General features: G+C 60.1%; 20 protein-coding genes. 5 read left to right on the forward strand and 15 right to left on the reverse strand.

Annotated features, from left to right (window positions below):
• Positions 1–28: 28 nt before the first annotated feature.
• Both D882_RS0121255 and D882_RS0121260 read right to left on the reverse strand, forming a co-directional pair.
• Positions 29–1,438, reverse strand: coding sequence for a heavy metal sensor histidine kinase (locus tag D882_RS0121255; RefSeq protein ID WP_027925093.1), 1,410 nt, complete (start codon positions 1,436–1,438; stop codon positions 29–31).
• A complete protein-coding gene (locus tag D882_RS0121260; RefSeq protein ID WP_027925094.1) occupies positions 1,435–2,109 on the reverse strand; it encodes a heavy metal response regulator transcription factor in 675 nt (224 codons plus the stop codon). The genes D882_RS0121255 and D882_RS0121260 overlap by 4 nt, the downstream gene beginning before the upstream one ends.
• A gap of 477 nt (positions 2,110–2,586) precedes the next feature.
• Here D882_RS0121260 and D882_RS0121265 point away from each other — a divergent pair, with 477 nt between their 5' ends.
• From D882_RS0121265 to D882_RS0121285, 5 genes are all read left to right on the forward strand, one after another.
• Positions 2,587–3,858, forward strand: coding sequence for a TolC family protein (locus D882_RS0121265; RefSeq protein ID WP_027925095.1), 1,272 nt, complete (start codon positions 2,587–2,589; stop codon positions 3,856–3,858).
• A gap of 49 nt (positions 3,859–3,907) precedes the next feature.
• The gene (locus D882_RS0121270; RefSeq protein WP_027925096.1) at positions 3,908–5,107 is read left to right on the forward strand and encodes an efflux RND transporter periplasmic adaptor subunit; all 1,200 of its coding nucleotides are present in this window, start codon (positions 3,908–3,910) and stop codon (positions 5,105–5,107) included.
• A gap of 65 nt (positions 5,108–5,172) precedes the next feature.
• Positions 5,173–8,325 (forward strand): CusA/CzcA family heavy metal efflux RND transporter, encoded by a 3,153-nt coding sequence (locus tag D882_RS0121275; protein ID WP_027925097.1) that lies wholly within the window; start codon positions 5,173–5,175, stop codon positions 8,323–8,325.
• Positions 8,326–8,511: 186 nt separating this feature from the next.
• Entirely contained in the window at positions 8,512–8,712 is a 201-nt protein-coding gene (locus D882_RS0121280) for a co-regulatory protein PtrA N-terminal domain-containing protein (RefSeq protein ID WP_027925098.1), read from the forward strand.
• Between the two features lie 67 nt (positions 8,713–8,779).
• Positions 8,780–9,112: a DUF2790 domain-containing protein gene (locus D882_RS0121285; protein ID WP_027925099.1), complete on the forward strand. Its 333-nt coding sequence runs from the start codon at positions 8,780–8,782 to the stop codon at positions 9,110–9,112.
• A gap of 326 nt (positions 9,113–9,438) precedes the next feature.
• Here D882_RS0121285 and D882_RS0121290 read toward each other — a convergent pair whose 3' ends face one another.
• From D882_RS0121290 to nuoG, 13 genes are all read right to left on the reverse strand, one after another.
• Positions 9,439–10,764, reverse strand: a complete 1,326-nt coding sequence (locus D882_RS0121290; protein ID WP_027925100.1) for an OprD family porin — start codon at positions 10,762–10,764, stop codon at positions 9,439–9,441.
• Between the two features lie 146 nt (positions 10,765–10,910).
• Positions 10,911–11,789, reverse strand: coding sequence for an alpha/beta fold hydrolase (locus D882_RS0121295; protein ID WP_032833625.1), 879 nt, complete (start codon positions 11,787–11,789; stop codon positions 10,911–10,913).
• The gene (locus D882_RS0121300; protein ID WP_027925102.1) at positions 11,789–12,733 is read right to left on the reverse strand and encodes a trans-aconitate 2-methyltransferase; all 945 of its coding nucleotides are present in this window, start codon (positions 12,731–12,733) and stop codon (positions 11,789–11,791) included. The genes D882_RS0121295 and D882_RS0121300 overlap by 1 nt, the downstream gene beginning before the upstream one ends.
• A complete protein-coding gene (locus D882_RS0121305; protein ID WP_027925103.1) occupies positions 12,730–13,965 on the reverse strand; it encodes a YcaO-like family protein in 1,236 nt (411 codons plus the stop codon). Before D882_RS0121305 ends, D882_RS0121300 begins: the two co-directional genes overlap by 4 nt.
• A 44-nt stretch (positions 13,966–14,009) precedes the next feature.
• The gene (locus D882_RS1000000133240; protein ID WP_256218451.1) at positions 14,010–14,138 is read right to left on the reverse strand and encodes a hypothetical protein; all 129 of its coding nucleotides are present in this window, start codon (positions 14,136–14,138) and stop codon (positions 14,010–14,012) included.
• Between the two features lie 490 nt (positions 14,139–14,628).
• Positions 14,629–16,092 carry an NADH-quinone oxidoreductase subunit NuoN gene (nuoN, locus tag D882_RS0121315; protein WP_027925104.1) on the reverse strand — a complete coding sequence of 488 codons (1,464 nt, stop codon included), beginning with the start codon at positions 16,090–16,092 and terminating at the stop codon, positions 14,629–14,631.
• Positions 16,093–16,099: 7 nt separating this feature from the next.
• Entirely contained in the window at positions 16,100–17,632 is a 1,533-nt protein-coding gene (nuoM, locus tag D882_RS0121320) for an NADH-quinone oxidoreductase subunit M (RefSeq protein ID WP_027925105.1), read from the reverse strand.
• Positions 17,633–17,672: 40 nt separating this feature from the next.
• Positions 17,673–19,526: an NADH-quinone oxidoreductase subunit L gene (nuoL, locus tag D882_RS0121325; RefSeq protein WP_027925106.1), complete on the reverse strand. Its 1,854-nt coding sequence runs from the start codon at positions 19,524–19,526 to the stop codon at positions 17,673–17,675.
• Positions 19,523–19,831, reverse strand: a complete 309-nt coding sequence (gene nuoK, locus D882_RS0121330; protein ID WP_007946416.1) for an NADH-quinone oxidoreductase subunit NuoK — start codon at positions 19,829–19,831, stop codon at positions 19,523–19,525. Before nuoK ends, nuoL begins: the two co-directional genes overlap by 4 nt.
• A gap of 2 nt (positions 19,832–19,833) precedes the next feature.
• Positions 19,834–20,337: an NADH-quinone oxidoreductase subunit J gene (nuoJ, locus tag D882_RS0121335; protein ID WP_027925107.1), complete on the reverse strand. Its 504-nt coding sequence runs from the start codon at positions 20,335–20,337 to the stop codon at positions 19,834–19,836.
• 9 nt (positions 20,338–20,346) lie between these two features.
• On the reverse strand, positions 20,347–20,892 hold the full coding sequence (gene nuoI, locus D882_RS0121340; RefSeq protein ID WP_007946418.1) for an NADH-quinone oxidoreductase subunit NuoI: 546 nt from the start codon (positions 20,890–20,892) through the stop codon (positions 20,347–20,349).
• Positions 20,893–20,904: 12 nt separating this feature from the next.
• Entirely contained in the window at positions 20,905–21,912 is a 1,008-nt protein-coding gene (gene nuoH, locus D882_RS0121345; RefSeq protein ID WP_027925109.1) for an NADH-quinone oxidoreductase subunit NuoH, read from the reverse strand.
• Positions 21,909–24,623: an NADH-quinone oxidoreductase subunit NuoG gene (gene nuoG, locus D882_RS0121350; RefSeq protein WP_027925110.1), complete on the reverse strand. Its 2,715-nt coding sequence runs from the start codon at positions 24,621–24,623 to the stop codon at positions 21,909–21,911. The genes nuoH and nuoG overlap by 4 nt, the downstream gene beginning before the upstream one ends.
• Between the last annotated feature and the right edge of the window lie 89 nt (positions 24,624–24,712).

The raw sequence follows: 24,712 nt of genomic DNA on the forward strand, positions 1-24,712 counted from the left end.
CGGCAGCGGATATCTCAAATCCGATGCTTCAGTGCGCCACCCCCTCAATCGCAGGAAACCCCAACCGAAACACCGTCATCACTCCCGGCAGGCTCTTAACCTCCGCCACGCCCTGATGCAGGCTCATGATCGAGCGCACGATGGCCAGGCCCAGTCCAGTGCTGCCGTGTGCGCGGCAGCGGCTGCTGTCGACGCGGTAAAAGCGGTCGAACAGATGGGGCAGATGCTGCGCCTCGATGCCCGCACCGGGGTTGCTGACCAGCAGGGAAACTTGCGTCGCGCCTTGTTCAATCAGCAGCGACACCGTTTGCCCGGCGGGGCAGTGGCGCAGGGCGTTGGACAGCAGGTTCGAGATCGCCCGCTGGATCATCAGCCGGTCGCCCATCACCCGGGCACTGCCAATGACCGTCAACTGAATCTGCTTGTCCTGTGCGGACAGGGAAAACAGGTCGGCGACTTTCAGGGCTTCATCTTCCAGCGCAATCAGCTCGAAAGGCGTCAGCGCCGCCGGGTGGCTGACCTGCGCCAGAAACAGCATGTCCGAGACAATCCGCGCAAGGCGATCCAGTTCTTCGGTACACGACACTAAAACGTCCTTGTACTCATCCGTCGTGCGTTCACGGGAGAGCGTCACCTGTGCCTTGCCCATCAGGTTGTTGATCGGCGAGCGCAGTTCGTGGGCCAGGTCATCGGAGAACTGCGACAACTGCTGCACGCCGCTGTCGAGGCGATGCAGCATGAAATTGATGCCCTGCGCCAGTTCACTGAGTTCCTGCGGCATGTTCACCACCGAGAGTCGATGGTCGAGGTCTTGCGTCGACACCATCTCCGCCACTTTACGAAACTCGCGCATCGGTGCCAGGCCACGCTGCACGGCCGCCCAGGCACAGAGGCCGATGAGGATCAGCAGCAACGGCAACGCCATCAGCGTCGTGCGCAGATAGGCACTGAGCAATGCCTGATCGTGGGCATTGTCCATCGACAGCATTACCGGGACGCTGGTGCCGTCCTTCAGGCGGATCAATCGGGAGGCGGTCAGAAACTTTACGCCTTGGGCATCGGTGCTGGTGGAGTAAGCCAACTGATCGGTGGCCGCCCGCATGACCTTCAGTTCGACGCGCGGATCGGCCATGCCGGAGCCGGACTTCAACAACGGTGATCGCAGGTTCGAGCGGTCATAAATCGTTAGCGTCAGGTTGTCATGCCCCATGACCTGATCGAGCAGAATGTGCGGTTTGCCACTGACTTCATTGGCATCGATGTACAGCGACAGGCTGTGTTCCACCTGCGCCATTTTCTTTTCCAGACTGTCCCGGGAGAGTGAATTGAGCTCATGGGTCAGGGCGAAATACGCCAAGCTCGCCAGAAACACCACCAACAGCGCCCCGAGAATACTCACCGTCAGGCCGAGGCGCAGCGACAGGCTCACCGGCTTCATTCCCGCGCCTCCAGCACGTAGCCGACACCGCGCAGGGTATGAATCAACTTGTTGTCGAAGGGGTCATCGATTTTCGCCCGCAAGCGCCGGATCGAGACTTCGACCACGTTGGTGTCGCAGTCGAAGTTCATGTCCCACACCAGCGAAATGATCTGGGTGCGGGTGAGCACCTCGCCGGACTGGCGCATCAGCAGATGCAGCAGCGCGAATTCCTTGGTGGTCAGGTCGATGCGCTGCTCGCCGCGAAAGGCGCGGTGGCGCCCCGGGTCGAGTTCGAGGTCGGCGACTTTGAGCACCTGTGGCACCGGGATGTTTTCGCTGCGGCGCATCAAGGTGCGTACCCGCGCCAGCAATTCCGGAAACTCGAACGGCTTGACCAGGTAGTCATCGGCGCCCAGGTCCAGGCCACGAATCTTGTCGGCGAGTCGACCGCGCGCGGTCAACATCATCACCCGGGTGGAGCGGGTGCGCCGCAGTTGTTCAAGTACGCCCCAGCCATCCAGTTCGGGCAGATTCACGTCCAGGATCACCAGGTCATAAACCTGTTGCAGGGCCAGATGCAGTCCATCGGCCCCCGTTGCCGCGTGGTCAACGATATAACCACTTTCCGTCAGTCCCTGATGTAAGTATTCGGCACTTTTAAGCTCGTCCTCGACGACAAGGATTCGCATGATTAATCACCACTTCTGTTTAAAGGATATGTAACTAAGTTGGTCGGGAAAGTTGTTGTTTTTGTAAGGGTGTCCGGACGGGTTTCAATAACGGCGAATTGTACGGGTTTTGTGTTTTGCTTCAGCGGTTCTCCGTATCAATGTGTGCAAGGTAAAGGTTGTAGTGGCTACAGGGTCAACCAAAAACATCGGTGCTGTGCCTTTAAACCGGCCCTCTGCGACGGCTTGTCGCAGTGCATGTGTCCAAAATTTCATCCGCTGCATGAGAACTGAGTTCGGGCAAGTACTGTTCGGCGGATAACCACTGAGCATTTGTTTCTGTGTATTGCGATGTTGGCTTTTGTACTTCGCATGCTAGAGCAAAACAACTTGCCGGAACCGTGGATAACGGATTTGTAATGTTCCAGTCACCTTGTCGATAAGTTCAGAACTTTACCGTGGCGGCACCGAAGATTCTTGATTTAAGGAAGTATTCCATTGCCCGGTTTAAGAGAACTGACGGCGCGATCACGCCTGAAAAAAACGCGGCGGGTGGTGAGTGCCACCTGTTTTTTATGGCTGGCCGGTCCAGGTTTCGCAGCGGACTTGCCCGGCTCGACGCTGACGCTGGACCAGGCCCTGCAAACGGCGTTCGCCGGCAACCCTGACCTGGCGGCAGCGCAGTGGGAAATCGGCATCGCCCAAGGGGACCGGCAGCAGGCTGGCTTGATTCCCAACCCCGAAGTGTCGTGGGAGGCTGAAGATACCCGGCGCGATTCGCGCACCACCACGGTGATGCTCAGCCAGCCGATTGAACTGGGTGGCAAGCGCGGTGCACGTATCGAGGTGGCGAGCCGCGCGCAGGACGCCGCCGGAATCGAGCTGGAACGCCAGCGCAATGCCTTGCGCGCCGATGTGATCCAGGCGTTTACCGGCGCACAGACCGCCCAGCAGCGGTTGCGGTTGTCCCGTCAGTCGCTGCAACTCGCCGAGCAGGGTGTGCGCGTGGCGCAAGGGCGTATCGAGGCGGGTAAATCGTCACCGGTCGAAGGCACGCGGGCGCAGGTGCAATTGTCGGAAGTGCGGCTGGAGTTGAGCCGGTCCGAACGGGATCAGAGCAATGCCTATCAGCAATTGGCGCAGGTCATGGGTTCACCGCTGCCGACGTCGGTGAATGTGCAGGCCGCTCCTCAAGGCATGCCCGCCGTACCACCGCCGACCCGGTTGCTCGAACGCTTGAACGAAACCGCCGAGCTGCGGCTGGCCAAATTGCAGATCGATCAGCGTGAAGCTTCTTTGGGGCTGGAGAAAGCACAGCGGATGCCCGATCTGACCGTCAGTGTCGGCAGCCAGTACAGCGAAACGGAGCGCGAGCGAGTGAACGTGGTGGGGCTGTCGATGCCGATTCCGCTGTTCAACCGCAATCAGGGCAACGTGCTGGCCGCCGCGCGCCGCGCTGATCAGGCGCGGGACCTGCGCAATGCCACCGAGCTGCGCTTGCGCACCGAAATCCAGACCACCCTGGAGCAATGGCAGACCGCCAATGGCGAAGTCAAAGCGTTCAACCAGACCATCCTGCCCGCCGCGCAAAGTGCCGTTGACAGCGCCACCCGCGGTTTCGAAATGGGCAAGTTCGGCTTCCTCGACGTGCTCGATGCCCAGCGCACCTTGATCAGTGCCCGCACCCAGTACATCCAGGCCGTTGCCGAGGCGACGGACGCGCGGGTGCGCATCGAACGCATTTTTGGCGATCTCGCCGTCAGCCCTTGAATTTCACCTTTTACCTGACTGCGCGATGGTCTGACGCAGAGGAGTTTCCATGGATAAAAAACTGATTGTTGTCGCTGCGGCGACGTTGGCACTGGGCATTGGCATCGGTTCGATGTGGACGGGCAGTGCCTCCGTCGACGCCCACGCCGATGAGGCGGCGGAGCATGCCGACCACGCCGAAGCAGGCGCCGCTGCCGACGGCGAACAGGCCGAAGGCGAAGAAGGACACCTGACGTTGAGCGCCGAGCAAGTTGCTACAGCGGGCATTCAATTGGCCGAAGCCGGGGCGCAGAACATCAGCCTCGGTTTGTCGTTTCCCGGCGAAGTGCGCTTCGACGAAGACCGTACCGCCCACGTTGTGCCACGCGTCCCGGGGGTGGTCGAGTCGGTGTCGGTCAATCTCGGGCAGCCGGTGAAAAAGGGGCAGTTGCTGGCGGTGATCGCCAGTCAGCAGATCTCCGATCAGCGCAGCGAACAAGCTGCTGCACAGCGGCGCCTGACATTGGCGCGCACCACTTACGAGCGCGAGAAGCAGTTGTGGCAGGACAAGATTTCCGCCGAGCAGGATTTCCTTCAGGCGCGCCAGGCGCTGGAGGAAGCCGAAATCGCCCTGAACAATGCCCGGCAGAAAATCAGCGTGCTCAGCGGCAGCGTGGTCGCCACCGGCGGCAATCGCTATGAGTTGCGCGCGCCGTTCGACGGTGTGGTGGTGGAAAAACACCTGACGCCGGGGGAGGTGGTTGACGAAACCACGGCGGCGTTCACGCTTTCGGACCTGTCGCGGGTGTGGGTGACCTTCGGCGTGTCGCCCAAGGACCTGAACCAGGTGCAAGTGGGCAAAACAGTCACCGTCAGCGCCCCGGAATTGAACGCCGAAGTCGTCGGCACCGTGGCTTACGTCGGCAGCTTGCTCGGCGAACAGACGCGCACCGCGACGGTTCGCGTCACCCTGGAAAACCCGCAAGGTTCGTGGCGTCCGGGACTGTTCGTCGCTGCCCGGGTCGCCACCGACAGCCGCCAGGTCAAGGTCGCCATCCCCGAAACCGCGATCCAGACGGTCGAGGACAAACCCACGGTGTTTGTGCGCACCGACGACGGCTTCAAGGCGCAAGCGGTGGAGCTGGGCAGTCGCGCGGCCGGTCAGGTGGAAATCATCCAGGGGCTGGAGCCGGGCGTGCAGGTCGCTGCTGCCGGCAGCTTCATCCTCAAATCGGAACTGGGCAAAGCCTCGGCTGAGCACGCTCACTAAAGACGCTCACCGCAGACAGTGACTGAAGACTCCCACCGATACGCCCCCTCGACGAGAAGGTTCTCATGTTCGAACGCCTGATCCAGTTTGCCATCGAGCAGCGCATCATCGTGCTGCTCGCCGTTTTGCTCATGGCCGGCCTCGGCATCGCCAGTTATCAAAAACTGCCGATCGACGCCGTGCCGGATATCACCAACGTCCAGGTGCAAATCAACACCGGCGCCCCCGGGTTCTCCCCGCTGGAAACCGAGCAGCGCATCACCTTCCCGATTGAAACCGCGATGGCTGGTTTGCCGGCGCTGGAGCAGACCCGTTCGCTGTCGCGCTCGGGGCTGTCGCAGGTCACGGTGATCTTCAAGGACGGCACCGACCTGTTCTTCGCCCGGCAACTGGTCAACGAGCGATTGCAGATCGCCAGGGAACAATTGCCCGAGGGCGCGGAGGCGGTGATGGGGCCGATTTCCACCGGTCTCGGCGAGATTTTCCTGTGGACGGTGGAAGCGCAGGACGGGGCGCTGAAGGACGACGGCACGCCATACACGCCGACCGATCTGCGGGTGATTCAGGACTGGATCATCAAGCCGCAATTGCGCAACGTCCAGGGTGTCGCCGAGATCAACACCATCGGTGGCTTCGCCAAGGAATACCAGATTGCTCCCGATCCGAAACGGCTGGCGGCTTACAAGTTGACCCTCACCGATCTGGTGACGGCGCTGGAGCGCAACAACGCCAACGTCGGCGCCGGTTACATCGAGCGCAGCGGCGAGCAATTGTTGATTCGTGCGCCGGGGCAAGTGGCGAGCACCGAGGACATCGCCAACATTGTCATGGCCAATGTCGACGGCACGCCGATCCGGGTGAAGAACGTCGCGACCGTGGACATCGGCCGCGAATTGCGCAGTGGTGCCGCCACTGAAAACGGTCGCGAAGTGGTGCTGGGCACGGTGTTCATGCTGATCGGCGAGAACAGCCGAACCGTTTCGCAAGCGGTTGCCAGCAAGCTCGAACAGATCAACAAATCCCTGCCCAAAGGCGTGATCGCGGTGCCGGTGTACGACCGCACGCACCTGGTGGACAAAGCCATCGCCACGGTGAAGAAAAACCTGGTCGAAGGCGCGATTCTGGTGATCGCGATTCTGTTCCTGTTTCTCGGCAATATCCGTGCGGCGCTGATTACCGCGATGGTGATTCCGCTGTCGATGCTCTTCACCTTCACCGGCATGTTCAGCAACAAGGTCAGCGCCAACCTGATGAGTCTTGGCGCACTGGACTTCGGGATCATCGTCGATGGCGCCGTGGTGATCGTTGAAAACACCTTGCGACGGCTGGCCCATGCGCAGCAGCATCACGGGCGATTGCTGACCCGTTCCGAACGGTTTCACGAAGTGTTTGCCGCCGCCAAGGAGGCGCGGCGTCCGCTGATTTTCGGCCAGTTGATCATCATGGTTGTATACCTGCCGATCTTCGCCTTGAGCGGTGTCGAAGGGAAAATGTTCCACCCGATGGCGTTCACCGTGGTCATCGCGTTGTTGGGCGCCATGCTGTTGTCGGTGACGTTTGTTCCGGCAGCCATTGCGCTGTTCGTGACCGGCAAGGTCAAGGAAGAGGAGGGGGTGGTCATGCGCGGCGCGCGCCAGGTTTATGCGCCGGCGTTGGCCTGGGTGATGAGCCATCGGGCGCTGGCCGTGGGCATGGCCTTGGGCGTGATTGTGCTCAGCGGGGTCATGACCAGCCGCATGGGCAGCGAGTTTGTGCCCAGCCTCAGCGAAGGCGATTTTGCCCTGCAAGCCCTGCGCGTGCCAGGCACCAGCCTGACCCAGTCGGTCGACATGCAGCAGCGTCTGGAAACCCTGATCCTTGGCAAAGTGCCGGAAGTCGAGCGTGTGTTCGCCCGCACCGGCACCGCCGAAATCGCCTCCGACCCGATGCCGCCGAACATCTCCGACAGCTACGTGATGCTCAAGCCGAAAGAGCAGTGGCCGGACCCCGGCAAGTCCCGTGAAACCCTCATGGCCGAACTGCAACAAGCCGCCGCGACGTTGCCGGGCAGCAACTATGAACTGTCGCAGCCGATCCAGTTGCGCTTCAACGAACTGATTTCCGGCGTGCGCAGCGACGTGGCGGTCAAGGTGTTCGGCGACGACATGGACGTGCTCAACGCCACGGCGGCGAAGGTGGCCGCAGCGTTGCAGAAGGTCGATGGCGCTTCCGAGGTCAAGGTTGAACAAACCAGCGGCCTGCCGGTGCTGACCATCAACATCGACCGCGACAAGGCCGCGCGTTATGGCCTCAACGTGGGCGATGTGCAAGACACCATTGCGGTGGCGGTCGGCGGGCGCAAGGCCGGGACGCTGTATGAAGGCGACCGGCGTTTCGACATGGTGGTGCGCCTGTCCGATGCCATGCGCAAGGACATCGACGGCCTGTCGGCGCTGCTGATCCCGGTGCCGGCGCCGCTCAATGGCACTGCCGGCCAGATTGGCTTCATCGCACTCAAGGACGTCGCCAGCCTCGATCTGGTGCTCGGACCCAATCAGGTCAGTCGCGAAAATGGCAAGCGGCTGGTGATTGTCAGCGCGAACGTGCGTGGGCGCGACATTGGTTCGTTCGTTAAAGAGGCCGGCGAGGTGATCGAGCGCGATGTGCAGGTTCCGGCGGGCTACTGGACCAGTTGGGGTGGCCAGTTCGAGCAGTTGCAGTCGGCGGCCAGGCGCTTGCAGATCGTGGTGCCGGTGGCGCTGCTGTTGGTGTTCGGCTTGTTGTTCATGATGTTCAACAACCTCAAGGACGGGCTGCTGGTGTTCACCGGGATTCCGTTTGCCTTGACCGGTGGCGTCATGGCGTTGTGGTTGCGGGACATCCCGCTGTCGATCTCGGCAGGCGTCGGATTCATTGCGCTGTCGGGGGTGGCGGTGCTCAACGGGTTGGTAATGATCGCGTTCATCCGCAATTTGCGCGAGGAGGGGCGTTCGCTGTCTGATGCGATCAACGTGGGTGCGCTGACGCGGTTGCGGCCGGTGTTGATGACGGCCCTGGTGGCGTCACTGGGCTTCATTCCGATGGCGCTGGCGACTGGCACCGGGGCAGAGGTGCAGCGGCCGCTGGCGACGGTGGTGATCGGCGGAATCGTGTCCTCGACTCTCCTCACGTTGCTGATCTTGCCGGCGCTGTATCAGCTCGCCCATCGCAGGGATGAGGACCCCACTGATCCCTTGTAGGCGTGAGCCTGCTCGCGATAGCGGTCTATCAGGCAAACGTTCATTGACTGACCCACCGTCATCGCGAGCAGGCTCACTTCTACAGGTTTAGCGCGCACATAACGGATATGTAATTTGCACGCCACCGTCACGAAAGGTTCGGATTGTTACCTTGATCCCGTTAGTTAATTAAACGAGGAATCAAAGATGAAACTTGTAAAACTGGGTGCGTTTGCAGCGGCGTTGGTGATGTCTTCTGTGGTCATGGCGGCCGGTGGCGGCGACAGGACATTCGCAAGAATGATGGCGGCCAAAGACCGTTCCGTTGAGCTGTTCGTCGCCAAGGAACAGGCCCGCGACACCGTCGTCGTCAATGAAAAGAAGGACGATAAGACCAAAGACTTGTAAGCGTGCCGCACTTGAACAAGCCCGTCATCGAATTCCGGTGATGGGCTTTTTTATGAAGGTGATGAACATGAAATTGATCAAGTTGATGACGTTCGCCAGCGTGATGGCGATGTCCCTGAATGTGTTTGCTGAGGGCGGCGGCGATCGCACGTTTGAGCGTGCGCTCAGCGCCAATGCCAAAGCCATGGAACAGTATGCCGCCGACCAGGGTAAAGCTGCGCCGGTGGTTAAGGATTATGCGTACGGGATGAAGCTGGATGTGGTGAAAGTGGTCAGTGTGGTGCGCCCGCAAGCGGCTTGCGCTGCGGTGCCGGCCGCAATGACCTACGAAGACTCCAAGGGCCAACTCAACACCCTCAAATACACCGTGGCTGGGGATTGCCCTAAGCGCGGTGGGTAAGGCTTACATTGCGTACTTCAATTCGCGATGTTTAAGGTTGTGGAAGGCACCCACCGCAGGACGCTGCAGGGAATTGCGCAGGGCGTCATGCTCGGCGAACTGGCGGTGAACAAAGCACTGGATAACATTGATCCGGTCGGCTATTCACCGCTGACCCCCTGTTGGAGTGAGCCTGCTCGCGATAGCAGTGGGTCAGTCGATGAAGAGGTTGGATGAGCCGGCCAAATCCGGGCGCAAAAAAAAGGCGCCCCAAAGGACGCCAAAAAATTCACCTCTTACCAAAGGAGCCAGGAGCTTCTAAAGGTGAATGCCTATAACCCGTAAAGTCAGAGAATCGCCAACGGGTACTCGATAATCACCCGCACTTCATCCAGATCCGATTCATATGCAGTGGCGCGGGTATTGGCCTGGCGCAGGCGCAGCGACAGGTCTTTCAGCGAGCCGGTCTGCACCACGTATTTGACTTCGATGTCGCGTTCCCAGCGCTTCTGGTCGGTGAGTGGATTACCGTCGGCATCGCGGCGCATGTACACGGCGTTGGCGTTGGAATAGTCGGCGTCGGTGCCACGGGCGTAGCGGGTCATGAACGACAATCCCGGTACGCCATAGGTCGTCATGTCGAGGTCGTAACGCACCATCCACGAACGTTCCTTGGGCGAGTTGAAGTCGCTGTACTGGATGGAGTTGTCGAGGAAGATCGAGTCGGACTGGCGCAGGTAGTCAAAGTCGTCATTGCCGTTGTTGCGCTGGTGCGACAACGCCACGGAATGCGCACCAAGTTTCACGCCGACCCGGCCGCTCCATATGTTGTTGTCGAACCGGCCGAGCAACTGCTTGCCTTCATCGACTGCCTTGTAATAGTTGAGGCCGCCAAACACCGACAGGTCGTCCGACAGCGGATACGTCCACGCGGTGCCGGCGTAATACTGATTCCAGGCATCCTTGAGGCGGCTCGAATACAGGCTGAAGCTGAGGTTCTTGTTCAGCGCATAATCGCCGCCGCCGTAAGCGATCCACGGCGAATTGACCGGGCCGGCGTAAAACGTCGCGAAGTTTTCGCGCATGTCACTGGACACCGGTTGACTCATCGCATGCAGGCGTCCGCCCTGAACCGACAATCCCTCGAGGCTGGTGTTGGTCGCCGTGACGCCGCGAAAGCTTTCCGGCAGCAATCGTGAATCACCTGCCGCGACGACCGGGGCGGCAGGGAACACATCACCGACCTTGACCACCGTATCGAAGGCCCGGATTTTGGCGGCGCCTCCGACCTTGGTGTATTCATCCCGCGCTTCGCCTTCACTGTTGACCGGCAGCACGTCGAACGAACTGCGGCCACCGTTGCGGCCGTCACCGGTATCGAGCTTCAGGCCAATCATGGCAAACGCATCAACGCCGACCCCGACGGAGCCTTGAGTAAACCCGGACTCGAACTTGCTGATGATGGCTTGGGCCCAGGCCTCGGAATATCCATTGCCGGTAGGGCTCGACTGGCCATGGCGGTAATCACGATTGAAGTAGAAGTTGCGGTTGAGCACCGTCAGGCTGCTGCCTTCGATAAACCCCTCGGCCTTATCTTCCGCCAGGACCATGGACGGCCCTGAGCCGACCACTACAGCCAACGCGGCCATCGACATTTTTTTATTGTTAACCATCAATCACTCCTTGGGTTCGGCAGAACGGGAACGTGCTTCGGCGTGGGTTTTATTGTTCGGCGGGCATCGGCCCGCCGGCATGGTCGCCGGGTCACATCGTTGCAAGCTGCGGATAACGCGAAGGTGATGAGGGCATTACAATTTCGTCATGTCGGAGTCGCCTGCGCATACGCGCGTTTCAACGACAGACGCACGGTTTTTAGTACCGGCAACTCGAAAGCGTTGTGCCCGGCGCGTAGGAGGCGGCAGTGAATGGGCTGGCGCTCGCGCAACCAGCGCAGGCTGAAAAGGCCGAAGGTGTCTTTGATGCCTTGTATCACCAGGGTGTCGGCGTTGAGCGAAAGGTTTTCGTCATCCACGCTGAAGAAGTACCGGTTAACGTGGTAGTGCAATTCCAGGCGGATGCCGCGCACGGCGTCGTCGTCAACGAAATCTTCGAGTGCGCCAGGGAGCATCGATTGTCCATTCAAATGCAATGCCGCCCCCAACCAGTGAAGCGCCGCATGACGCTGCTGTGTTGAACAGCCGTTAATCAGGGCTTGGTAGATCGCCTCCGCACTGGCGGCGCAGGTTCCATGAGGCATTGCCGACAAGCCGTCGCTCAAGGCTTTATCGTAGGCACCTACATTGGCCGCAAACGGCACGAACACAGAGACCAACGTGGTTTTCAGAACAGCCTCGGGATGGCGTTGTTGGTACTGGATGGCCAGCCAGCTTCCCCAGGAGACGCCGAGCAGGCTGATTTTTTCGAAGCCCAGGTGCTGGCGCAGGGCTTCGATGTCTTGGACACAAAGCCAGGTATTGTTGTGCTGGAGTTCGCCTTGGGGAAGGGAGCGTCCGCAGCCACGCTGGTCGAACAGAATGATGTCGAAACAACGCTCATCGAAAAACTCCAGGTGATGGCGGTTGCTGCGACCACCCGGTCCGCCATGCAGAAAAAATATCGGTTCGCCACCTGGCGTACCGTATCGCTCCCAATAGAGATGATGGCCGTCGTCTGTCGGGTAGTAGCCGTTTCTGACCATCAGAGGGGCATCCTCAGCCGGTAGAACTGAAACAGTTCCGTGTGGCCTGGACGGGCCGCAACGCAGGACATCAGCTCAAGCTTGAGCAGCTGCGCCATGTAAGGCACGGCGATCAGCACCGGTGTATGGCCGAAAAGAAGAAGGGTGCCGCCCGGCTTAACGCATGCCGCCAAATCGTGGAACGCTTTCTGCGCGTCCTCGCGCGTCATCACTTCGGCATTGAGGAAACGCAGTATCAGCACATCGCATGTGATGCCGGCTGTTGCGACGTCGCCGGCGTCGGCACAGTAGAACCGGACGGGTGACGTGCCGTGACGCATCTTGGCATGTTCAATCATCGACGCTGAGCGATCAGAGCCCAGACACTGACGGTCCGGGAGTTCGGTGGCCAGATGAGCGATGAATTCGCCCGTCGAACACGCCGGATCAAGGATCACTGCTCCCGGATCCGACAGGGTCTTGAGCAGGTTTGCGCAATGCTCGCGAAAATGTGTTTCGTCGGCATTCAACTGTGTGGCGAGTGACTCGTTGCACTGCCAATACTCGGGCGGGCATACCGATTCAACACCCCTGTCATCCATGGGCGGAAACGGGAAACGCACTTCGCCGTCAGGTTGCGCCACTGCGTTGGTGAACGCCGTTTCCTTCTCCTGCAAAGACACCGCACGGAAATAGATCACTGCGCCTTGATTGCCCCACTGCCATTCAGCCAACGGCCCGAGCAGCATCCAGGGCTTGAGCAGGCTGCTGATGTGCCAGCCGTCAGTGTCGCGGTGTTGCAGGACTTTGCGACCTACCCAATCGTTGCCGTTCACGCGCAAAACGAACAAATGATGCAGGCCCGGGCCGAAGGGTTCGATGTGGACATCGAGTTCGTCTGGCATTGCTTTGCGATGGGCGAAGGCATGAGTGAGGTGGCGCTCTCGACGAAAGGCAGGAGTCATGCTGCCACTTCCTGATGTTTTTGCAGGCGCCGTCCGCGTGCCTGCGGGATCACCACATTGCCACTGGATATCACGAAAAACCGTTCCAGCCCCGGAATGACCACATTCACCAGCGTGGTCCCCAGTTGGGTCTGATGCAGCTGGGTTACCCCGAGCGTGCGCCCATGCCGCTGCAGGTCGTTGGCCAGCAAGTTGATTTGCTCCGCCAACGGGCGCTCATTGACTGCGTCGGGTAATTGAACCGTGAGTTGCTCGCACAGACTCAGCAGTGGAGACAGATCGAATTGCAGGCAGCGAAGCAGGCGCGGAAATTTGCTCAGGTGCCGTTGCGCGTTACTCAGGAAATACTGCAGTTCTGGCTCCGAGGCGGTGTGATGCAGCTGGACGAGTTCGGTCAACGCCCGCCATGCGCCATGCCGGGGGCTGATTGAGCAACCGCTCCCAAACACGTTGGGGTGGGTGCCAGGTTTGGTAGAGAACGCCAGGAACGTGTGTGGCAGGAATTCGGTGCTGATGTCGACCAGGGCGATTTCTGCTCCGATCTCCGATTCGGCATCTCGCCATAATCGGCCCAGTTCTTCGTCATCCGTCACTCGAGCGACCCGGCGCAGCGCTGGCTGGTTTTCGTAGTAAAAATGCTCCAGCAGAAACAACGAGACCGCATCGCGTTCGATGCATTCATTGGTGGCATGCAAGACGGCTTCGTTGTAACTGGCGCCAATGGCTGTTCCACTGTTAGAGGCGTAACGTCGCAACACACCGTAGTGTGTTGTGTCTTGTTTCAGTGGGTTGGATGAATAGTCGGGAGTGCATAAAGCAACCGGGTAATAGAATGAAGTTTGTTTGAAAACATCCGAATAAGTTCTGCAGGCTGTCAATACGTTGTTTTGTTCGATCAGGGGGGAAAGGACGGTGTCATCGATAAATAATTCAGACTCGGCAAAATAACACGGGGCGATGTAATCAATATCGGACGTATTGAAATGATCGCTTAAATAATGCTCCAGTGTTTCGTAAAGTGCTCCAACATGGGCGTGAGGCTGATAACCCTTGCCCGCCCCCCGGGCGATGCCGCGCGGGTTGCCGGAACTGGCACAGACCTGCACCGCGACGATTTGTTGGCCTAATACGCGGGGCTCGGCGCGAAGTCCCAGACTCGCCAGTTCGGCGTAAATCCGCTGTTCGGCCTGCGCAAGGGTGAGGTCTCGTTCTGCAGGTGTGAAACTGTCCATGGTTGACTCCCTTGAAAAACGGGGGGCATTACCCCCCCGTTTTTTTAAACGGCTTCCAGCTCGGCCTGTTCAGTCTCGGTCAGTTGCAGTTCTTCAATTTGCTCTGCAGTAGGGGCGTCCTGTTGTTCAAGGTCGATGACTTTGTTGGCGTTCCAGCTTACGAGATAACCCATGTTTAGACTCTCTTTGTTGTTGGTTGGTGAGTGTGCCAAATCAAGCACGAAGCAACTGTATGAGTTAGAAAATGATCGGTCAAAAATGACTGAAAGTTTCAGTGTTGTTATTGTCGCTGTAATGAAATAAGTGCACATCAATCGGCGATTGACGATTGTGATTCGTAAATAGGGGTAGAGCCCGGGTTGATGATGCATTCGCGTCCGCAATTGGGTCGAATGGCATGAGAGATAGTTCAGCTCGTTTAGTACGGTAAATCGCAATAATTAACGGATTAGCAATTTTTTCTGGAGGCGCGTAGAGACTTTTCCTATCGTGTTTGAAGTCTCTTCGGACAGCCGTAAAGGTGCTACCCATCAAGCTCAACCGGAAAGGCATTTGCTACCCGCACAAAAGCGTATTTGGGGGGCCGCCATACCACATCCCACAAATGCAAAAACGGCACCCGAAGGTGCCGTTTCTGTTTTCGACCGAGTGTCGCTTAAGCGATCAACCCGCCAAGCCGGCCTGTTGAACCAGGACCAGCAATGGCTGCGGGTAAACGCCGAGGAAGAACGCGACCAGCGCGATAGCCAGCAGCATCACGCCGCCTGCACGTTGTTCCCAGTGCAGTTGCGCATCGTGGCGACGCAGGTTCGGCTCGATCAGGTACAAAGTGACCATCACACGCAGGTAGTAGAACACGCCGATGGCGCTGCCCAGTACCAGGGAACCGACCAGCCACCATTGATGCGATTCGACACCGGTGGCGATGATGTAGAACTTGCCGATGAAGCCCGCGGTCAGCGGGATACCGGCCAGGGACAGCATCATCACGGTCAGTACGGCGGTCAGGTACGGACGGCGCCAGAACAGGCCGCGGTATTCGTACAGCGCGTCTGCGTCACGGCCGTTGTACGGCGAGGACATCAGGGTGATCACGCCGAACGCGCCGAGGCTGGTGATCACGTAGGTGACCAGGTACACGCCGATGGCTTCCACGGCCAGACCCTTGCTCGCGACCAGGGCGATCAGCAGGTAGCCGAAGTGGGCGATGGACGAGTAACCCAGCAGACGCTTGAGGTTGCTCTGGGTCAGTGCCAGCAGGTTACCGAACAGGATCGACGCGATGGCGATGATGGTCAGTACGTCGCTCAGCACACCGCTGCTTGCCGCTGGGGAGATCTGGAACAGACGCACCATTACCGCGAACACCGCGACTTTGGAAGCGGTTGCCAGGAACGCGGCCACCGGTGCCGGAGCACCTTCGTACACGTCCGGGGTCCAGAGGTGGAACGGTACCAGCGACAGCTTGAACGCCAGACCGATCAGCATCATGCCCAGGCCCAGTTGCGCCAGCGAGCTTGGCAGGCCAGTGGCGGCCAGCGCCTGGCCGATACCGACGAAGCTCAGGCTGCCCGAATCGGCGTACAGCAGTGCCATGCCGAACAACAGGAACGCAGAACCGGCGGCCGACAGCACCATGTACTTGATACCGGCTTCCAGCGAACGCTTGTTGAAGAAGGCGTAGGCCACCAGACCGTAGACCGGCACCGACAACAGTTCCAGACCGATGAACAACCCGGCCAGATGTTGCGCGCTGACCAGAACCAGGCCGCCGGCGGCGGACATCAGGATCAGCAGGTACAGTTCTTCGCGGTTGCCCGGGTAACCCGAACCGCCATCGCCGAGGTAGGCGTGGGCGAGGGTCACACAAGCGAGGGTGGCGACCAGGATCAGCGCCATGTACAAGCAGGCAAAGCTATCGATTTGCAGCAACGGGGTCACGGCCAATGGCGCGACTTTCAGGGCTGGCAGGATCGACAGCAACGCCAGGTTCAGGCCCGCCACGGAAATCAGGAAGGTCTGCGAGTGGTTGCGGCGCCAGGCAATCGCCAGCATCACCACGATGATCGTGGCGCTGGTGATCAACAACGGCGCTAGCGCGATAAAGTGTTGAGTCGTGAATTCCATAGCGCTCTTACCGGGCCGAAGCGAGTTGAGTGAAGGCGGAGCCGAGCCACTGCTGCACGCCATGCATCGTCGCGGCAGAGGTATCGAGGAACGGTTGCGGGTACACGCCGATGTAAATCAGCAGCGCCGCCAGACCGACCACCATGATCAGTTCGCGACCATCCATGCCATGCAACACCGCGTCCGACTTGGACGGGCCGAAGTAGGCACGGTGGATCATGATCAGCGAGTAGACCGAACCGAACACCAGGCCCGACGTTGCGATCGCGGTGATCCACGGCGCAGCGGCGAAGGTGCCGATCAGGATCAGGAACTCACCGACGAAGTTACCGGTACCCGGCAAGCCCAGGGACGCCGCAGCGAAGAACAGGCTGATGGCCGGCAGGTAAGCAATCTTCGACCACAGGCCACCCATTTCACGCATGTCGCGGGTGTGGGTGCGCTCGTACAACTGACCGCTGAGGATAAAGAGTGCCGCCGCCGACAGACCGTGTGCCAGCATCTGCATCACCGCGCCCTGCAGCGCCAGTTGGCTGCCGGAATAGATGCCGATCAACACGAAGCCCATGTGGGAAACGGAGGAGTAGGCGATCAGACGCTTGATGTCGGTCTGGGCGAAGGCCAGGAACGCACCGTAGAAAATCCCGATCAGACCCAGGGTCATGGCAATCGGCGCGAACTCGGCCGAGGCATTCGGGAACAGCGGCAGGGCGAAACGCAACAGGCCGTAAGCCGCCGTCTTCAACAAGATACCGGCCAGGTCGACCGAACCTGCGGTTGGCGCCTGGGCGTGAGCGTCAGGCAACCACGAGTGGAACGGTACGACCGGCAGCTTCACCGCGAAGGCGATGAAGAAACCGAGCATCAGGATGTACTCGGTGGTCATCGACATCTTGGTCTTCAACAGGTCGGCGTAGTTGAAGGTAATCACGCCGGTGTTGTTGAAGTTGACCAGCACCAGACCCAGGATCGCCACCAACATGATCAGGCCGGACGCCTGAGTGAAGATGAAGAACTTGGTCGCCGCGTAGATCCGGGTTTTCTTGCCGTCCGAAGAACTGTGACCCCAGAGCGCGATGAGGAAGTACATCGGCACCAGCATCATTTCCCAGAAGAAGAAGAACATGAACAGGTCGAGGGCGAGGAACACGCCGACGACACCGCCCAGGATCCACATCAGGTTCAGGTGGAAGAAGCCAACGTGACGTTGAATCTCTTTCCACGAGCAAAGGACCGAGAGGATACCCAGCAGACCGGTCAGCAGGATCATCAGCAGCGACAGGCCGTCGAGGGCCAGGTGCACGCTGATGCCGAAACGCTGGATCCAGATGTGCTTGAACTCAAGCGCCCAGGTCGGATCGGCGCCAGGCGCCGGAGCAAATGAATAGTTACCGTGGGCCCACAGCCAGAGGCCGAGTGCGAGTTCCAGGGTCATGGTCAACAGCGCAATCCAGCGGGGGAGGGTGGCGCCGAAGCGCTCACCCATCCAGCACAGCAGGCCGCCGATGAAGGGGATCAGGATTAGCCAAGGCAGAATCATGACGGGCTCAATTCCTTTCGCAAGTTCGCAAGGTTCATATTCAGACCGCTACCAGCACGATGGCGCCGATGACCAGCACGGAGCCGGCTGCCATCGAGGCTGCGTACCAACGCAGTTGACCGGTTTCGGTACGGCTCAGGGCGGTGTGGCCGCCTTTGGCCATACGCGGGATCAGACCGATGGTCTGGTCGAGCGGGTCTCTGCGCAGTACGTGGCTGATCGCAAGGTATGGCTTGACGAACAGTTTGTCGTAGATCCAGTCGAAGCCCCAGGCAGCGAACCACCAGGCCGAAAGGAAGCGGCCGATGCCGCTGTTGGCGATAGCAGTGACGAAACGACGCTTGCCGAGGAACAGCAGCGCGGCCAGCAGGATACCGGCCAGGGCGATAGCGCCCGAGGCGATTTCCAGGCTGTGCTTGGCTTCGCCGCCGGCATGGCCGACGCTTTCGGGCAGCACACCGTGCAGCGGCGGAACGATCATGGCGCCGACGAAGGTCGACAGCACGATCAGCACCGACAGTGGCAGCCAGTGAGCGATACCGTGACCCGCATGCGCTTCGGTCTTCGCTTCACCGTGGAACGCGATGAAGATCAGGCGGAAGGTGTACAGCGAGGTCATGAATGCGCCGACCAGACCTGCGTACAGCAGACCGTGGTTGCCGCTGGCGAACGCTTCCCAGAGGATTTCATCCTTGGAGTAGAAACCGGCGGTGACCAGTGGCAGGGCAGACAGTGCCGCGCCGCCGACGATGAAGCTGGTGTAGGCCAGCGGCAGTTTCTTCCACAGGCCGCCCATCTTGAAGATGTTCTGCTCGTGGTGGCACGCAACGATCACCGCACCGGAGGCAAGGAACAGCAGCGCCTTGAAGAAGGCGTGGGTCATCAGGTGGAAGATCGCGCCTTCCCATGCGCCAACGCCCAGCGCCAGGAACATGTAGCCGATCTGGCTCATGGTCGAGTAGGCGAGGATACGTTTGATGTCGGTCTGCACCAGTGCCGCGAAACCGGCGAGCACCAGGGTCACGCCGCCGACGATGCCGACGAGGTGCAGGATGTCCGGCGCCAACGCAAACAGGCCGTGGGTACGGGCGATCAGGTAAACACCAGCGGTCACCATGGTTGCGGCGTGGATCAGTGCCGAAACCGGAGTAGGACCGGCCATCGCATCCGCCAGCCAGGTTTGCAGCGGCAGTTGCGCGGATTTACCGACAGCGCCGCCCAGCAGCATCAGGGTCGCCAGAACGATCCAGAAGTCGCCGACCTTGAAGTGCTCAGGTGCCTTGACCAGCAACTCCTGGATGTTCAGCGTGCCCAACTGTTGGAACAGGATGAACAGGCCGATGGCCATGAACACGTCGCCGATGCGGGTGACGATAAAGGCTTTGAGTGCCGCGTTACCGTTGTTGCGGTTGCTGTAGTAGAAACCGATCAACAGGTACGAGCACAGGCCCACGCCTTCCCAGCCGAAGTACAGGAACAACAGGTTATCGCCCAGGACCAGGAACAGCATGCTGGCGATAAACAGGTTGGTGTAGGCGAAGAAGCGCGAGTAACCGGCTTCACCGCGCATGTACCAGGACGCGAACAGGTGGATCAGGAAGCCGACGCCGACGACCACACCGAGCATGGTGACCGACAGGCCATCCAGGTACAGCGCGAAGTTCGGCGTAAAGCCTTCAACCGCCATCCACTGCCACAACACCTGGGTGTAGTGACCGCCCTCAGGCGGGGCGACGTTGAATTGCCAGATCACGTAAGCCGTGACGATGGCCGACAGACCGATGGAACCGACGCCGATCAGCGCCGACAGGTTTTCCGAGAAGCGGCCGCGTGAGAACGCCAGCAGCAGGAAACCTATGAGAGGGAATACGAAAGTCAGATAGAGAAGATTCATCCGCGCATCTCGCTGGCAGCGTCGATATCGAGAGTGTGGAAGCGGCGATACAGCTGCAACAGAATCGCCAGGCCAATACTGGCCTCGGCGGCTGCCAGGCTGATCACCAGGATGAACATGATCTGTCCATCCGGCTGCGCCCAGCGGCTACCGGCAACGATGAACGCCAGTGCGGAGGCATTCATCATGACCTCCAGGCTCATCAGCACGAAAAGGATGTTGCGGCGGACCATCAGGCCGACCAGACCGAGGCAGAACAGGATGCCGGCGACCGCCAGACCATGCTCCATAGGGATAGCAGGCATCGTCATTGCTCCTTGGCTTCGTTGCGGCCCAAGTGGAACGCCGTGACGGCTGCAGCGAGCAGCAGCATCGAGGCGAGTTCAACCACCAGCAGGTACGGACCGAACAGGCTGATGCCCACGGCCTTGGCGTCTACAGTGGTGTGGCCGATGGCCTGGCCGCTGGAATGGCTGAACAGTACGTACAGCAGTTCAACCAGCAGCAGGGTGCCGAGGGCGACCGGGCCGAGCCAGATACCGGGCTTGAGCCAGACGCGCTCTTGCTGAACCGAGGCCGGGCCAAGGTTCAGCATCATCACCACGAACACGAACAGCACCATGATGGCGCCAGCGTAGGCGATCACTTCCAGGACACCGGCAAACGGTGCGCCGAGGGCGAAGAACGTCATGGCCACGGCGATCAGCGAAATGATCAGGTAGAGCAGGGCGTGCACAGGGTTGGTGTTGGTGATCACGCGAAGCGTGGACACCACAGCGATACCCGATGCGAAATAGAAAGCGAATTCCATCTTTCTTCCTTAAGGCAGCAAGCTCTTCACGTTGATCGGCTGGGCTTCGTTCTGCGCGGAGCCTTTCGGCTTCCCGGCAATCGCCATGCCTGCAACACGATAGAAGTTGTAATCAGGGTTTTTGCCGGGGCCGGAGATCAGCAGATCTTCTTTCTCGTACACCAGGTCCTGACGTTTGAACTCGGCCATCTCGAAATCCGGTGTCAGCTGGATTGCGGTGGTCGGGCAGGCTTCCTCGCAGAGGCCGCAAAAGATGCAGCGCGAGAAGTTGATGCGGAAGAAGTCCGGGTACCAGCGACCGTCTTCGGTTTCAGCTTTCTGCAGCGAGATGCAACCCACCGGGCACGCCACGGCACACAGGTTGCAGGCTACACAGCGCTCTTCGCCATCAGGGTCGCGGGTCAGGACGATGCGGCCACGGTAGCGCGGCGGCAGGTACACGGCTTCTTCCGGGTACTGCAGCGTGTCGCGCTTGCGGAAGGCGTGGCCGAAGATCATCACCAGGCTGCGAAGCTGGGTGAAGAAGCCATGCACGATGTCAAATATGTACTTCATGATTCTCTATCCTCACTGAGCCGCGACGGCGGGCGTGTTGAGCAACACGATCGCAGCGGTCACCAGCATGTTGACGAGGGTCAGCGGCAGGCAGAACTTCCAGCTGAAATCCATCACTTGGTCATACCGTGGGCGCGGAATCGAAGCGCGTAGCAGGATGAAGATCATGATGAAGAACGCGGTTTTCAGTGCAAACCAGATGAACGGGATCTGCGGCAGGATATCGAACGGACCGTGCCAGCCACCGAAGAACAAGGTCACCAGCAGCGCCGAAATCAGCACGATGCCGATGTACTCACCGACGAAGAACATGCCCCATTTCATGCCGGCGTATTCAATGTGGTAACCGTCTGCCAGTTCCTGTTCCGCTTCCGGCTGGTCGAACGGGTGACGGTGAGTCACGGCGACGCCAGCGATGAAGAAGGTCAGGAAGCCGAAGATCTGCGGAATGATGAACCACAGGTGCTGGGCCTGGTAATCAACGATGTCGCGCATATTGAACGAGCCGACCTGGATCACGATGCCCATCAGCGACAGGCCCATGAACACTTCGTACGACACGGTTTGTGCCGAAGCCCGCAAGCTGCCCAACAGGGCGAACTTGTTGTTACTCGACCAACCGGCGAACAACACCGCGTACACCGACAGACCGGCCATGGCGAAGAAGAACAGGATGCCGATGTTCAGGTCCGCCACACCCCAGGTCGGGGTGATCGGGATGATCGCGAAGGCAATCAGCAGGGCGCTCATGGCCACGACCGGTGCCAACGTGAAGATCATCTTGTCGGCGAACGGCGGGGTCCAGTCTTCCTTGAAGAACATCTTGATCATGTCGGCCGCGATCTGGAACGCGCCGAACGGGCCGACGCGGTTCGGACCGTAACGGTCCTGCCAGAGGGCGAGCAAACGACGCTCGACCCAGCTGAGCAGCGCGCCGCACACCACTACGGCGAGCAGAATCACGATGGCCTGAATGACTGCGATGATCACGTCGATCACTTCAGGAGTGAACCAAGTCATTGCGCTGCCTCCTGCAGACCGTCAACGGATTTGCCAAAGATCGCTGGCGGAATGCCGGCGATGCCCGCAGGCAATGCAACCAGACCGGCACCCAGTTCTTCGTTGATGCGCAGTGGCAGACGCAGGGTCTGGCCAGCCACGTTCAAGCTGAGCATGGCACCGTCATTGACACCCAGGCGATCGGCTTCGGACTTGGCCAAGGCAACGTAAGCGGCCGGGATGCGTTCCTGAACCGGCGCGGCTTTGGACGAGGTCTCTTCGCTGCCCAGCAGGTGGAAGAACGGCACAACCTGCCAGGTGCCCGGAGCCGGATTGAACGCACGCGGCACAGCGGCGAACCAGTTCAGTGAGTCACCGGTGCTTTCGATCAGGCGGGTGCCCGGGTCGCCAGCGCGGATGTGACCACCGACTTCGTCCTGGAACTTGTTCCAGGCTTGCGGCGAGTTCCAGCCCGGAGACCAGGCGAATGGCACTTGCTGACGCGGTTCGACCGAGCCCGAGTAACCTTCCATCGAGAAGTTGAACGCGGTGTCGATGTCTTGCGGGGTACGCGGTTCGTGCACGCTGATGTCAGCACGCATGGCGGTACGACCGGAATAACGCAGCGGTTCGCGGGCCAGTTTCATGCCCTTGATGCGGAACGCGGCGGACGGTGCGGCATCAACGATGCGCGCCAGTTGCGGCGTGCTCGAGGCGACGGCAGCGGTGACGTGGTCCAGCTGGGTCCAGTCGATCGGCTGGTTCAGCAGGGTCGCGCGCAGGGCATGCAGCCAGCGCCAGCCTTCGTGAACCAGGATGCTCGCGTCCATGTACTTCGGATCAAAGACCTGGAAGAAGCGCTGGGCGCGGCCTTCCTGGCTGACCAGGGTACCGTCGCCTTCAGCGAAGCTGGCGGCTGGCAGAACCAGGTGCGCGCGATCGCTGGTGGCGGTTTTTTGATGGTCGGCAACGATCACCACTTTCGCGGTGGTCAGGGCGGCATCAACCTTGGCTTTGTCGGTACGGGTGTACAGATCGTTTTCCAGCACGACGATGGCGTCGGCCTTGCCGTCGATGACTGCTTGCAGTGCGGCGTCGACCGAGTCGCCACCGAGCATGGCCAGGCCGAGGCTGTTGGCCTCTGGCACGATCAGGCTGATGGAACCGTTCTTCTCGCGCAGCTTCAAGGCCTTGGCGATGTTTGCCGCCGCTTCGATCAGCGCCTTGGAACCCAACGAGGTGCCGGCAATGATCAATGGGCGCTTGGCCGCGAGCAGGGCGTCGGCGATGCGCTTGGCCAGTTCGAGGGCTTCAGCGTCCAGGCCTTCAACGGCAGGAGCGCTGGCGTCGAGGGCGTGAGCCACGGCGAAACCGATGCGGGCCAGGTCGTCCGGTGCTGCGTGAACGCATTCTTCGGCGACGTCGTCGAGCTTGGTTTCAGCCAGGCTGGCGATGAACAGCGGGTTCAGCGCGTGCTGACCGATGTTCTTCACGGCGGCGTCGAGCCAAGGCTGAACGCGCATGGCATCGGCCATGTCTTCGGCTTTGCCTTTGACCGATTGACGCAGGGACAACGCCATACGCGCTGCAGTCTGGGTCAGGTCTTCGCCGAGGACGAAAATCGCGTCATGGTCTTCGATGTCGCGCATGTTCGGGATCGGCAGCGGGCTGTCTTTGAGCACCTGCATGACCAGACGAATGCGCTCCAGCTCGGCCGCTTCGATACCGGAGTAGAAGTGCTCGGCGCCGACCAGTTCGCGCAACGCGTAGTTGCTTTCAAGGCTGGCACGCGGCGAACCGATACCGACGATGTTGCGACCGCGCAGCAGGTCTGCGGCTTTGTCCAGCGCTTCGTCGAGGCTCAGCTTGGCGCCGTTGGCCAGCAGAGGCTGACGCGGACGGTCTTCGCGGTTGACGTAGCCATAGCCGAAACGGCCACGGTCGCACAGGAAGTACTGGTTGACCGAACCGTTGAAACGGTTTTCGATACGACGCAGTTCACCGTAGCGCTCGCCCGGGGAGATGTTGCAACCGCTGGAGCAGCCATGGCAGATGCTCGGCGAGAACTGCATGTCCCACTTGCGGTTGTAGCGCTCGGAGTGAGTCTTGTCGGTGAACACACCGGTCGGGCAGACCTCGGTGAGGTTGCCGGAGAACTCGCTTTCGAGGGTGCCGTCTTCAACGCGACCGAAGTACACGTTGTCATGGGCGCCGAACACACCGAGGTCGGTGCCGCCGGCGTAATCCTTATAGAAGCGCACGCAGCGGTAGCAAGCGATGCAGCGGTTCATTTCGTGGGAAATGAACGGGCCCAGTTGCTGGTTCTGGTGGGTACGCTTGGTGAAGCGGTAACGGCGCTCGTTGTGGCCGGTCATTACCGTCATGTCTTGCAGGTGGCAGTGACCGCCTTCTTCACAGACCGGGCAGTCGTGAGGGTGGTTGGTCATCAGCCATTCAACGACGCTGGCGCGAAACACTTTCGCTTCTTCGTCGTCGATGGAGATCCAGCTGCCGTCGGTCGCCGGCGTCATGCACGACATGACGATACGACCACGCTTGTCGTTCTCGTCGGTGTACTGCTTGACCGCGCACTGGCGGCAAGCGCCAACGCTGCCAAGGGCTGGGTGCCAGCAGAAATAAGGGATATCGAGGCCTAGCGACAGACATGCCTGTAACAGGTTGTCTGCCCCATCGACTTCGAGCTCTTTGCCGTCTACGTGGATAGTGGCCATGGTTCAAAGTTCTTCGTTGGCCCGGTGTCAGCGGGCGTGGCTAATGGAATCTTGTTATTCGTTCGAATCCAAACAGCCCATAAAAGGCG

The sequence above is a fragment of the Pseudomonas sp. URMO17WK12:I12 genome, assembly GCF_000514395.1.
GTDB lineage: Bacteria > Pseudomonadota > Gammaproteobacteria > Pseudomonadales > Pseudomonadaceae > Aquipseudomonas > Aquipseudomonas mucoides.